The sequence below is a fragment of the Paenibacillus sp. S25 genome, from assembly GCF_019454085.1.
GTDB lineage: Bacteria > Bacillota > Bacilli > Paenibacillales > Paenibacillaceae > Paenibacillus > Paenibacillus polymyxa_B.
Map to the genome: position 1 here is coordinate 557123 of NZ_CP073683.1, position 12943 is coordinate 570065.

A 12943-nucleotide genomic window follows, 5' to 3' on the forward strand; every position below is an offset into this window, starting at 1 on the left:
TTCATATATATCGTGTACAAATAGGAAAATATGAATAGTAATTCAGATGTTTTCATGATTTTTTTGCGTATTTGCGTAAATTCTCATGAAAAAAGCCTTAACCCGGTAAGTACCGAGTTAAGGCTGTATCTTATGACTTACAAATCGTCAAATCCGTTGTCATCTCCGACCTTGCCATAATTGCGTGATTTTGCTTCAAAAAAGTCCGTTTTTGTCGCATTCAGCGCTTCGTCTGAGAATGGTTTAATCCAAGGCATGCAGTTTACATCTACGCCTTCGTATGCTTTGTCCATACCAAGCAATCTTAGGCGCATATTTGCCATGTATTTGATATAATCGCTCAGCTCGTTCAAGTCGATTCCGCGAACCTCTTTGAGCGTATAATGCGCCCAATTCGTTTCGAGCTCCACAGCGCGGTTAATCATACGATAGACATAGTCCGTATTTTCCTTGGTGTTCAGCTCAGGGAAGTCAGACAATAGCTGCTTGAACACTTCAGCAAAAAAGTAGCAATGCTGATTTTCATCACGCTGAATATACGAGATCATTTGGCTGGTCGCCATCATTTTCTGATCACGGGCCAAATTGTAGAAGAAAGCAAATGTACTGTAGAAGAAAATGCCTTCCAGAATCAAATCGGCTACCATCGCTTGGAAAAAGGTTTGCGGGTTCTGCTCATCGCGGAACTCCTGGTAAATATCCGAGATGAATGTGTTACGCTCTAGCAGGACAGGATCGTTTTTCCAGTATTCAAAAATTTCCTTCTGTTCCTGATCTGACACCAAAGAAGACAGAACGTAGGAGTAGGACTGGTTATGCACCACTTCCTGCTGTCCGATAATCGCCGAAATAGCTTCCAGCGAGGAATCGGTAAAATAGCGTTTTACATCCCCGACAAACATCGTTTGCATGGAATCCAGCACAGCCAGCAGGCCAATGTTAATTTTGAAGGTGCGCTGTTCTTCAGCATCCAGCACAGGGAACTGGGACGCGTCCTTGGACATCGGAATTTCATCTGGAATCCAGTGGTTCAGCAGCAGCACTTTATACAGTTTGTACATATGCGGCATCCGAATATCGTTCCAATTCAAAATACCGGAGCTTTCGCCTTCAATAATACGGGTAGAGCGATTCGGCGCTTCTGTGTTAAAAATCTTCTGTAACTGCATGAGAGCTTCTCTCCTTTAGTTTAGGATGCGCAGCTATCACATTCTTCAATCGTCAGTGCGCGGCTGCGTACATAATAGGTCGATTTCATACCTGATTTCCAGGCATGGATGTGCAGCTCTAAAAATTCAGTTGCTTTAATATCGGGACGTACATACAGGTTAAAGCTTTGACCTTGGTCAATATGACGCTGACGTGCAGAAGCCATGTTGATCGAAGCGTGTTGATCCAGCAAGAAAGCTGTCTTGTAGTACCAGATGGTTTTCTCGTTCAAGTCCGGTGCTGGGTTAGCGATCTTGTAAGTTGTTTTCTCTTCATAGGAAAGCAGCTCGTACAATGGATCAATGCTGGCGGTAGAGCCTGCGATGATAGACGTGGAACCGTTAGGTGCGATGGCGAACAGCCATGCGTTGCGGACACCGTTTTGTTTGACTTCTTCTGCAAGCTCGCTCCACTCGGACGTTGTGACAAATTTACCTTCGCGTGTACCGTCCGTATAGCCACGGGAAGTGAAATAATGCCCGGTAGACCAGTCAGAACCCTCGAATTTCGCATAACGGCCTTTTTCTTTCGCTAGCTCCATGCTGGATTTGACTGCCAGGTAGTTAATCTTTTCATACAAATGATCGTTATAGGTTACCGCTTCATCGGATTCCCAACGGATACCTTCCAGTGCAAGTAGATGATGCAGTCCAAATGTACCCAGACCGACAGCGCGATATTGGCTGTTCGTATATTGTGCTTGCAGCACTTCAATGTTGTTGATATCAATAACATTATCCAGCATACGTACCTGAATCGGTACGAGGCGATCCAGCACACCTGCCGGAACCGCACGAGCCAGATGGATGGAGTTCAGGTTGCACACAACAAAGTCGCCAGGAATTTTGGAAATAACAATGCGTGTTTGTCCGTCCTTGGTGACCAGTTCCTCTTTTTCCACTACAGTTGCAGATTGGTTTTGCATAATTTCCGTACACAGGTTGGAGGAATATACCATACCATGGGCGCGGTTTGGGTTGGCCCGGTTTACCGTATCACGATAGAACATGTACGGTGTACCTGTTTCCAGTTGTGATTTCATCAGGCGCTTCATGATGTCGATGGCAGGCACTGTAATACGAGAGAGAATGGGATGCTGTGATGCCTCTTCATACTTTTCGCGGAAGGTACCTGAACCGAAGGTTTCATCATAAAAATCTTCCAGACCCAGTGGACGACCGTTGTCATCTTTCCAGCCCATCACCTTCTTCACTTCATGCGGACAGAACAGATTCCATTCACCACGTGCTTCGACCCGCTCCATGAACAGATCAGGCAGACATACGCCGTGGAACACGTCATGTGCACGCATCCGCTCGTCACCGTTGTTCAGCTTCAGGTCAAGGAACGCGAGGATATCCTTATGGAATACGTCCAGATATACGGCAATTGCACCTTTGCGAGTACCCAATTGGTCTACGCTAACAGCTGTATTGTTCAACTGGCGAATCCACGGAATGACGCCAGAACTTGTATTTTTATGTCCACGGATATCGGAGCCGCGAGCCCGTACTTTACCGAGGTATACGCCGATGCCGCCGCCCATTTTGCTAAGACGGGCTACATCCGTATTGGAGTCGAAAATGCCTTCCAGGGAGTCGTCTACCGTGTCGATAAAGCAGCTGGAGAGCTGTCCAGCCACCTTTTTTCCGGCATTGGACATGGTTGGTGTAGCTGCCGTCATGTACATGTTGCTCATCGCCCAGTATGCTTCCTTGACCAGTTCCATACGCTTGTCAGCAGGCTCTTGGTGCATCAGGTACATTGCGATGATCATGTAACGTTCTTGCGGCAGTTCCATTACGCGTCCGTCAAAATCATTGGCCAAATAGCGCTCAGACAGCGTTAATAGCCCGATATAATCGAACAGCAGGTCATTTTTCGGCAATATGGAATCGCCCAGCTCATCAATCTGCTCCTTGGTATAGTAGTCGAGCAGTTCTTGGCGGTAAATTCCTTTTTGGACCAAATCGGTAATCAGTGGATAAAAAGCGCCGTAAGGCTCGTCCGCATAGGATTTATAACGGCGGTGAGTAGCCGCTTTTTTATACAAGGAAGTGAGCAAAGCACGTGCAGCGGCAAATTTCCAGTCCGGTTCTTCCTTACTAACCAATTCAAGGGCAGCCATCGCAAACGCGTTGCTGATGTCATCCCCCGTGACTTCGTCCCGGCGCAGCTTGCTAGTTACACCGCGAATGAGACGATCTTTATCCAGCTTGTCCAGACCGCTGAGTACACGGTCGGCATATACGGAAATGCGTATTTCATCAAAAGCCAACTGGCGATTGTTTGGTTTGGTTACGAGTTGTGGCATAGGATTAATTCCTCGCTTTCCTGATTTGGAATCATACTTGGGAATAGGCATGAAAATGATCATGATGAGAAGATAATGGCGAAAAAAGCGATGGTCAGACAGCATTTGGGGGCTGTATGTAATCCAATAACATAGAAATAGCGATGCACCTGCCAATGAAGGGGGAAAAGATGGTTCCCGTACGATTTATCGGCTACATCACTATATTTAGACGTGTTATGAATATTTAACCCAACATATTGTGTGTATAAACTTAAAATTTCAAATAAGTGCAAGGAGTATTATAGCAACATTCGAAGCCATACGTAAAGGAAAAGGAATGGAAAATCAAAATATGCAGAGAAGTCGCGGGCTGTATTTGAATTGAGGCAGTTTGAACGGTACAATGAATGATAAAGATGTTTCCTACAGAAACAAGCAGCATACATATGAACTTTTTTTGTGAAATAAGGTTGCTCGCTCTATCGGCCTGAGGCTTTAGATTTTTAAAGAAGTGACGATTTTAAATTAAAAGGAGGAACTTGGCGATGGCTATTGCAGAAGTGACAGTGATCCCGATTGGAACGGGGAGTACAAGCCTGAGCGACTACGTTGCTCAGATGCAAAAAGTGTTGAAGACGCAAAAAGGAATTACCTATGAGCTTACCTCCATGAGTACGATTATTGAAGGTTCGTTGGACGATGTGTTCACCGCCATTGCTGCGCTGCACGAAGCGCCATTCCTGTCTGGAGCTAAGCGTGTTTCCACCTCGGTCAAAATTGATGATCGCCGTGACAAGCCTTCCTCCAGTCACCAAAAGCTCCGTTCCGTTGCAGAGAAACTATCTGGCACCGCGACAGGAAATGTTACCGAACTAAATCCAAATCCTAGTTGAAAAAGTTGATGTAAGTGATTGATTTTTATGTAACTAAGAGTATAATAGTTTTTGTTGTCAGTTACACTGACCTGCTGGTGTAGCTCAGGGGTAGAGCAACGCACTCGTAATGCGTAGGCCGGGGGTTCAATTCCCTTCACCAGCATAGCTATAAACTCAAGCACAGCGCGGCTTCCAAGCTTTTGGGGGACGCGCTTTTTTGTGATTCTGGACAATCTTCTACGCTGAGGTCTTTTTAGTAGGATTATTATGCTATATATAATTAGTTTTTTTGTTTCGTTTCATGCTAAAAATCGAATTCTTACATTAGTTGCATAGTATATTGACAGGTGGTTAATTTTGGTGAAAAATGAAGTATGTTTTTAAAAATTATGGAAAGTTTATGCGAAGGGTGGCTATGGCATGAAGCATACACCTACGATACGAGCAGAATTAGACAGATACTTAAAACAAGAGAGCATGAGTCTAACGCAATTCGGGCTTATAGCAGGCATGAATAGGGGAATAGTAAGTGCTATTGTGACGGGGAATAAGTCTATGTCTGTTAACCAGCTTGACCTAATTACTGAAGCTATGGATTTACCGGAGGGCTACTTTTACGACTTATTTATAGAAAACTACATCATCGACACTCCCCCGAATATGAGGCGAATCGAGCCATTTTTGTTTCGCTGTGCGGAGTTGGACAAGCTGGATGCGATCCGTCGAGTGGTGGGAAGCATTATGGACAACTTACTCTATTCGCCTAAACTATTTGATATAGCAGAAGTACTATTAGCACAGGGACGACATGATGCTGCATTGCTGCTCTATGAGGGCGTAGCTGAAGCGGAGAAGTACCAACATTCTGAACGTTTAGCCATCTGTCAATATCGCATATTCACGATTCAGATTGGAGACGATCAAAGTCGCAATCTCAGTGCAGCTACGATATTTGAAGCTTTTGTTGAACGCCTAGATGAAATAGACCAGCTTGATGCATTGAAGGACTTGGCTAATGTGTATAGGTCTTTGCGTAAATGGAACAAGGTTGATGAAGCGGCGAAAAAAATGAAGCAGAAAGCGAAAGCTCAATATTCGTTAAAACATCAACAAGAGAGTCGAGAGCGTGATGAGTCTGCCAAGAAGCTAAGTCGCCCATTGTTTGTATATATTTCATATGCCGATTTATTGTGTGCAAGTGTCTGTGAAGCCCAAGGCGACTATCAACAAGCTCTAGATTATACATACACCTACGCTAATCTAGATTGGGTTAAAGAGACTGACGACGACACTCAACACTGGGTTAGCTTGTTTAAAAGTTGGGCAGAAGGTAATACTTACGTATATAAACTGTTGTCAGGAGATATAAGTGTGCTTCAAGATTATGTTGAATATATTGCAGCGACATCAGCCACTAACGAGAATGAGAAAATCTCAAAACTGTTGAATGTTATAATTTCAGCAAACCAATATAACATAGATGTGGAAGGTGTACTTCAACAATTTGAAGCCGAAATAAACGCTTTTGCACAACAGCAACCATCATCAGATGATATGTATACTCAACAGGTGATACCGGATTATATCGCGTGGTTTGGTTACGAGTTAGCTTATTATTATTTACATCGAGGCGCTTACATGGATGGTTTTAAACATTTGATGTATGCAATGGTAAGTTATCATACATTAAATAATGAGACTAATTTTATAAACTGTATGGGTTTGTTTTTACATTTTCGGGATTATGCGGTTTCAGAAACTAAAGCAGTATTTTTAAATTTCATTGAAAAGGTGTGGATGACCAATGTTAAAAAAAATGGTACTGCTGATCATCGCGGCTAGCTTTTTGTTTATTGTTAATGTGCCGGATCAAGCTCTTAACCACCACAATAGTATTCAGCCTTACGTTACCATCGGAGGTGCTTAAACGTAAGCAAAGCAAATCCCCGCTAACCTTAACTGGTCGGCGGGGATTTTTGTTGAAGGAATTACTACATCGTTCACCGAATGAATTATCAAGGTGATCAGCATGAACCCTACATATAAAGTGTTAAAATCGGATATAGAACTGTTTGCAGCTGCATTAAGCCAGGCTCTGTCTTTTAAGATGATATATACCAGCATTGAAATTGCACTGGATGTGGGTGTCCAGTCCATTTCTTATTTAGTAACTATAGGAGTTTTAGTTCTACTGCTCATTTTTTTAAATAGTAAGATGGCAAGAAGTAAAGCTATGCTTACAGCGGCAAAACCCAGCCAATTCAAATATAGGACAGATGTACGACTGATGACTAGCCCGCCTAATCCAGATCCCAGTGCAAAACCAAATTGGATGAACGAAGTATCTACGCTAAGTGCAATGTCCGGATTTCGAGGCGCCAGAGTAACCAGATATAGTTGCTGGGCCGGGGAAATACTCCACGTTGCTAACATAAAAATCATTAAAACCAAGATTAATACCAAGAGATTGACTCCGGCTAGAGCGAATAAAAGAAGAGTCGCCCCCTGTAGCATGAGCCCGAGACAAATGGTGAATTTCGATCCCTTTGCATCTGCCAATTGTCCGCCCACTCTTGATCCGACAAAGCTGCAAATGCCCGCCAGGAACAGAACACCGCTAATTTCTGTCATGGAAAGAGAGGACGTGGCTTGCAAGAAAGGCGTAATATAAGTAAACAGTGTAGAATAGCCGCCGACATAAAATAACGTAATAACCAAGGCCATCAGAATAGTTGGATTTTTTAAAATAGAGAGCTGCATTCTGAGGGTAACCTTTTCTTCTTCTTTGATTGCTGGAACCTTTTTATAGAGGATAAGTAATGGAAGAACACTTAATAATCCGATTAAAACAAATAGCATTCTCCATCCAAACATCTCACTAAAAAATGTGCCCATGGGAACACCGAGCACTAACGAACTGCTAAGCCCCATCAAAATGATACCGATGGCATTGCCCCTTTTTTCTTTTTCAACGAGCCGTGTCGCTACTGCCATGGCTACAACGGTAGCGATTCCTCCGCTAGCCCCTTGGATAATTCGTATCCATAGTACTGTTTCATAAGCAAGATCTACAAACATAAGTCCGTTGCTGGCAATAAACACACCAAGGGTGGTCATTAGTAGTTTCTTGCGATCTGCATTGATCGTTAATGCAATCACAATCGGAGCGACAATAGCCGCGGCGAGAGCAAATACAGTCACCAATAACCCAGCTTCTGAAGTAGATACTCCCAAGTCTACAGCGATCATCTCAATGACTCCCGTAATAATATATTCAATGGTTCCAATCAGAAAAACAGCCAGTGCCAGGACATAGATGATCCGTTTATTTTTCAATTTACCCCAATCCACCTTCTTCAGTTATCTATTTATAATGGGAATTTGTATTTCTATGAATTGTGCATCTCGTTCTGGAGTTAACGGTAAATATAGTTCCCTACCTAATTCGTTTTCCTTGATCCGATAGTTATTTTTTTCAATCCATTTAGCTAAATGAACACAGGCCGCACCATCAAAATTAGAATTTGAATGAAAAGCCATTGTGGCCATCATCGGTTCAGGAGGAAGAGTCCGTAGCAGAAACGGTTCTGGAAATGACCGCAGCTCACAGGTTAAAAAATAACCGACTTCAAACTCAAACTCATCCTCTTTTCCGTCGATTTCTTTCCACAAAACAACCTGAGGACCTTGAATCAATTGACGAATTTCCGTTGTTAATAACTGATCAAATCGACGAAACAAATCCGGAATGTCTTCTTCTTTCCCGCATGTTTTCTGATAAAAAAACGATTGAGCACCATCTGCTTTGACTCTGATTTCTTGACCCGTTTCGAATTGCCCCTCTTTTTCTATAAGCTGCATACGGTCCTCAATCCTGACGAGTTTGGCTTGTTCCGTATCGATGATATGCTGGATTTCGCTTCTTTTCAGCTTAAACATGCCTTGAATATTCTCCAATGAAATATCTTCCTGAAGCAGCTGTTTAATTTGGGGCAATGTAAAACCCAATTCCTTATAGATTAAGATTCGGTTGAGCTCAAGAAGCTGATCTGCGGAATAGTAGCGGTAGCCCGTATCGTGATCCACTTTTCTCGGCTTAAGTATGCCAATCTGGTCGTAATAACGCAGTGTTTTTAAGGAGACCTTGCTTAGCCTGGAAAATGTACTGATTTTGAACAAAATATCATCTCCAATCTATAACATAATGTGAGTATACAGTTTCCCGTGCAGGGGAAAGTCAAGGATGACTGCTTTTCCTTTTTATAGCTAAGATCGACTGCCATCTTTGTCACCACTCTATGTTGGTGTTATTGGTAAGTCAAAGAAACGTTTCTGAATAAAACGTTCATTTTTCTTGAATTAATAGGATTCTGTTGGTTCAAGCCTTTAGTAATTGAGTTAATCTATCTATTGAAAAATCCTTCCAAAAGAGTGTTAACATAGTGGACAAGCTTGGGGAAATCGCCAAAGAGAAGAATTGCACGGTAGCACAACTGGCAATAGCCCGGACAATAGCTAAAGGAGCACTGCCGATTCCAGGTACAAAACGTCGAAAATATCTAGAATAAAATGTTAATGCTGTTAATATTAAATTTACTAACGATGATTTAGCCCGTATTGACGCAGTTAGTCCAAATGCCTACGGTGGACGTTATCCCGATACGGTGTAACCTCTTTTACTTGGATCATTGAGTCATGGGCTCTGCTGGCTAATCACCGGCAGGCCTCTTATGTGTTTTGAATTAAAAACGGATATTTAATCATAATAAGATAGCCTGTTTATTCCAAACGTAAGAGGAGCAGATGAATTGAAAAACAAATGGCTGTTGGCATTGCCGTTAACCTTGGCGCTCGTTTTTAGCATGACTCCGTTAGTAGTCGCGCAAGCGAAGGTAGGGGAGGAGAAGGATTCTGCTTGCCTAAGTTCCAAAATGGTGCAACTGAAAGGCGATATGCAGAAGGTATGGATCGACCATACGATATGGACGAGGAACTATATTGTCAGCGCCATATCTAATCTTCAAGATCAGAAGGACGTATTGGACCGGCTTTTACGGAACCAGCAAGATATAGGCAATGTGATCAAGCCTTATTATGGGGAAGCCGCTGGTAATAAGCTGGCTGATCTTCTGAGGGAGCATATTCTAATCGCAGGGAAAATTGTAGCGGCTGCCAAAGCGGGTAATCAGGCGGATGTGAAAAAGCTAGAAGCGGATTGGCGTACAAACGCCGATGATATCGCCAAATTTTTAAGTGCAGCAAATCCGAACTGGCAGTTTAAAACGCTACAAGATATGCTGTATACGCACCTTCAGTTGATTACGGAATTAGTCCTCGACTATATCAAAGGAGATTGGAAAGCGGGTATTGCATCAACTGACAAAAACGAGATCCATATGATTCATTTAGCGGACATCCTGACAGAAGGCATTGTCAAACAGTTTCCTGGAAAATTTTAAGTGAGCGCTATAGACGCTGCAAAGCAGATTAGCTTTCTATGATCACCCCAAAGGGTGATATAGAAAGCTTTTTTATCGGTTTAATGAATCGTTAATACAACTATGAATGCGGTTGGTATGTCGAACCGAAATACGTTCTCCCACAAGCTCAGTTCTATTGAATCTATTACGAAGCACTCGTAATGTGTAGGACAGGGGTAAGGTGGTTCATGAATAAAAAAATTACAATAAGTCTATTTTATTTCAATAATCTTTTTAAAAGGGGAAATTATATTGTCGGTTCTACTAGTCTTTTTTAGTACGACCTTTTTTACCGAGAAGCCGCCTCAAAATATATTTCAATACATATACTTGGAGCATGAACATATGAAGAACTGGTTTCGAGAAAAATAGGGTAGTTCGCTTTTATGTAAAATAATATTTTCTTATTTTAAAATGTAGAATGGAGGGAACTTCTTGTGCCACGAGCTTCAGTTATACTGCCAGTTTATAATACTGTGGCTTATGTTTGGGAAGCAGTCCACAGTATTTTAGTTCAAACCTATTCCGATTTTGAATTAATTATTATTGATGATGGCTCAACAGATGGATCCGCTTTTCTTATTTCACAGATAACAGATCCTAGAGTAATTAAAATCTTTCATAGTACCAATCAAGGTTTGGTCGCTACTTTAAACGAGGGATTCAATAGGGCAACTGGTGAATATATCGTTCGTATGGATAGCGATGATATTTGTACGCCAGATCGATTGGATGTGCAAATATCATTTATGGATCAAAATCCCCTAATTGATGTATGCGGTGCTGCTTTTACTACTTCTAGTGGAGGAGTACTTAAGGTGAATCCGGCCAGTCATGAAGAAATTAAAACATGGTTGTTATTCCATTGCTGTATCTGCCATCCTGTCACAATAATACGCAATAGCATGATACGTCGGCTAAACATTCAATATGATAGTAATTATCCCCATGCCGAAGACTACGAACTGTGGAACCGATTAGCTTCTCAGGTACAAATAGCGAACCTCCCCATAAACTTATTGTATTATCGTCAACATAAAGGACAAGTGTCCAATCAGTACAAAGCAATACAAGACGCCACTGCTCGGAGAATTCGACAAAGACAGTTTAGCCAGTTGGGCTTGGAATTATCAGATGAAGAGAATCAGATTATGCTGGATATTCTTGAGTATAAAATTAATCCCTATGATTATAATTGCTACACTAAAGCTGTAGGATTTGCGAATTGGGTGTTGGATCAAAACTGTAAGTATCAGATTTACAATCAGGAACTATTAAGCATGGCTTTTTCACGGTGTATATCCCATCTCCCATATTAACAAAGATATCAGCAAGCGATTGGAAAGTATCCTAATATCCCGCTGGCGTGTGTAAATGGGGTGTTTTATGTTTACCTGAATGCCCGGTCATAAAACATATTTACACATATATTAAAATGACGACAAATAAAGGAGGGCTAAAGCTATGAGCGGATGTGCAGGTGCAGCTGTTTGCGGTGTGTGGACTTCTACAGCGGCCATTTTGGTGCTCTATATCCTCTTGGTTATCATCCTTAAATCATGTTGGGTTTAATTTTGTGAAAAGAATTGTATGATTTCATAATCTGCCCGAAATTAGATTAGATAAAAAGCTCTGCTAACCCTATGGGTCGGCAGAGCTTTTTTCTTTTGAACAATTCCTTAATCACTTTAAATATATCGAACATGCTGCGATTGTACACCTTATTGTAAGCAACTTTGCGTGGGTTTCTGGTCCACTTAAGCCGCGAGGCATCTTGAGTCCTGCACAGCGGACAGTCTACCTCTTTTGTTGTTTATTTCGTTGAATACTCGCTTACTTCAAATGTAAGGATTTTATTGAATATTACGTAGTCCTTACGGTTGCTGAATGGACCTTTGTTATTATTATGCTTATCAATGGCAAAGAAAGAAGCACCTCTCCCGGCATCTTTAGCATCATACCAAGCGACAAAGGCATTCAGTTCTTTTTTACTCAGATCGAATTCCTTATCCAATCCATTGTCCATCGTTACAACCAAGATGGCACGGTCACCACTAGGTTGTTCTGGTTCGGTTGGATCAGACGGATCGGGCGTGGATTTCTTTACAATAGCATTTGCTTCATTGGATACAACTTGATCCATGGAGATATTCGCAGAAACTACGTAATAATAGGTAGTGTTTTCTTCAACTTTATTATCAGTATAAGAAGTACCAGAAATATCTGAGGCAATTTCTTCATACGGACCCCCAGGGGCTAGTGCTCTTTCAATTTTATAAGTAGTGACTCCTGTTATTTCATTCCACTGCAATTGAATATTTTCTTCATTCCCTGTTGCATTAAGAGTTAATGAATTTTCAGGTTGTTGGTAGGGGAGGAACCCTTCTGGAATACTGTGCGTGAATGGAGTCGCACCAAAATTTGTGTCAAACGAAAAGCTGCCAGCTGAACCACCTGTGATCGAAGGAGTCACAATCTCTCCTGGAAGATCGCTTGGTTTAAAGGTACTTGTATAAACGAATACACCATTCTTATACCAGCTTATCTTGTCATCATCCATATTCAAAGCCACACCAATAACGTCTTTTAATGTGTAGGTCGTTCCAGAAGAAACGATCCCCGGATAAGTGTTTCCGTTTGCAGCATAATACATCCAATTCTGAAGAGCTCCTGCACCTGGTCCATTGTATTGCTTACCTTCACCGACGATACCAATGCCAGTTGTGGTACTTGCTTGAGCTGTTACTGTGACTTCCCAATACCATTTTCCTTTGGTTTTTCCCACACTTGCTTTAGTTCCACTTGAATCTACGGTGGCCGAAACAGACTGGCTCTTTTCCCACACTACGTTTTTTGTAGCAGCGTATGTCGAGGAACTAAAACATATTAGAGTAAAAAATCCCAGTAGCAATAATGACGAAATAACTCTTTTCAACAAAATCTCTCCTTATTTATGTATTATTATGCGAGTTTAGCAGTTTCAATATGTATCGTCTAAACATTTTAATGCATATATTGAATAAGAAGTAAAATAATTACTTTTTAACAATGAAACGTAACAATTTAATTCTGTTTTTGCTTAA

The 12943-nt window shown here is 41.7% G+C and carries 10 protein-coding genes and 1 tRNA gene; 6 read left to right on the forward strand and 5 right to left on the reverse strand.

Annotation, left to right across the window (positions count from 1 at the left end; genetic code table 11):
* Window positions 1-137 precede the first annotated feature (137 nt).
* Window positions 138-1169: a ribonucleotide-diphosphate reductase subunit beta gene (locus KAI37_RS02470; RefSeq protein WP_023986750.1), complete on the reverse strand. Its 1032-nt coding sequence runs from the start codon at window positions 1167-1169 to the stop codon at window positions 138-140.
* A gap of 20 nt (window positions 1170-1189) precedes the next feature.
* Window positions 1190-3523 (reverse strand): ribonucleoside-diphosphate reductase subunit alpha, encoded by a 2334-nt coding sequence (locus KAI37_RS02475; RefSeq protein ID WP_025723696.1) that lies wholly within the window; start codon window positions 3521-3523, stop codon window positions 1190-1192.
* A 527-nt stretch (window positions 3524-4050) separates the two neighbouring features.
* Here KAI37_RS02475 and KAI37_RS02480 point away from each other — a divergent pair.
* From KAI37_RS02480 to KAI37_RS02490, 3 genes are all read left to right on the forward strand, one after another.
* Window positions 4051-4398, forward strand: coding sequence for an MTH1187 family thiamine-binding protein (locus tag KAI37_RS02480; RefSeq protein ID WP_013308518.1), 348 nt, complete (start codon window positions 4051-4053; stop codon window positions 4396-4398).
* Window positions 4399-4471: 73 nt separating this feature from the next.
* Window positions 4472-4543: transfer RNA gene (locus KAI37_RS02485), tRNA-Thr, on the forward strand.
* A 257-nt stretch (window positions 4544-4800) separates the two neighbouring features.
* Window positions 4801-6222 carry a transcriptional regulator gene (locus KAI37_RS02490; RefSeq protein ID WP_220030663.1) on the forward strand — a complete coding sequence of 474 codons (1422 nt, stop codon included), beginning with the start codon at window positions 4801-4803 and terminating at the stop codon, window positions 6220-6222.
* Window positions 6223-6540: 318 nt separating this feature from the next.
* Here KAI37_RS02490 and KAI37_RS02495 read toward each other — a convergent pair whose 3' ends face one another.
* Window positions 6541-7716 (reverse strand): MFS transporter, encoded by a 1176-nt coding sequence (locus KAI37_RS02495; RefSeq protein WP_220030664.1) that lies wholly within the window; start codon window positions 7714-7716, stop codon window positions 6541-6543.
* A gap of 24 nt (window positions 7717-7740) precedes the next feature.
* Window positions 7741-8559, reverse strand: a complete 819-nt coding sequence (locus tag KAI37_RS02500; protein ID WP_076293281.1) for a MerR family transcriptional regulator — start codon at window positions 8557-8559, stop codon at window positions 7741-7743.
* A 629-nt stretch (window positions 8560-9188) separates the two neighbouring features.
* Here KAI37_RS02500 and KAI37_RS02505 point away from each other — a divergent pair.
* The 3 genes from KAI37_RS02505 (at window position 9189) to KAI37_RS26245 (ending at window position 11432) form a co-directional block, all read left to right on the forward strand.
* Complete coding sequence (locus KAI37_RS02505; protein WP_199767829.1) at window positions 9189-9839, forward strand: glycosyltransferase; 651 nt, start codon at window positions 9189-9191, stop codon at window positions 9837-9839.
* Window positions 9840-10297: 458 nt separating this feature from the next.
* Window positions 10298-11179, forward strand: coding sequence for a glycosyltransferase family 2 protein (locus KAI37_RS02510; RefSeq protein WP_071639358.1), 882 nt, complete (start codon window positions 10298-10300; stop codon window positions 11177-11179).
* Window positions 11180-11324: 145 nt separating this feature from the next.
* On the forward strand, window positions 11325-11432 hold the full coding sequence (locus KAI37_RS26245; protein WP_023986758.1) for a hypothetical protein: 108 nt from the start codon (window positions 11325-11327) through the stop codon (window positions 11430-11432).
* A 241-nt stretch (window positions 11433-11673) separates the two neighbouring features.
* Here the strand turns inward: KAI37_RS26245 and KAI37_RS02515 are convergent, their stop codons facing one another.
* Window positions 11674-12795, reverse strand: coding sequence for an SPRY domain-containing protein (locus tag KAI37_RS02515; RefSeq protein ID WP_220030665.1), 1122 nt, complete (start codon window positions 12793-12795; stop codon window positions 11674-11676).
* Window positions 12796-12943: the final 148 nt, after the last annotated feature.

Excerpts from the sequence above, each read along its gene's own strand:
- KAI37_RS02470 (WP_023986750.1), bottom strand. The coding sequence starts at position 1,169 with ATGCAGTTACAGAAGATTTTTAACACAGAAGCGCCGAATCGCTCTACC.
- KAI37_RS02475 (WP_025723696.1), bottom strand. The coding sequence starts at position 3,523 with ATGCCACAACTCGTAACCAAACCAAACAATCGCCAGTTGGCTTTTGAT.
- KAI37_RS02480 (WP_013308518.1), top strand. The coding sequence starts at position 4,051 with ATGGCTATTGCAGAAGTGACAGTGATCCCGATTGGAACGGGGAGTACA.
- KAI37_RS02490 (WP_220030663.1), top strand. The coding sequence starts at position 4,801 with ATGAAGCATACACCTACGATACGAGCAGAATTAGACAGATACTTAAAA.
- KAI37_RS26245 (WP_023986758.1), top strand. The coding sequence starts at position 11,325 with ATGAGCGGATGTGCAGGTGCAGCTGTTTGCGGTGTGTGGACTTCTACA.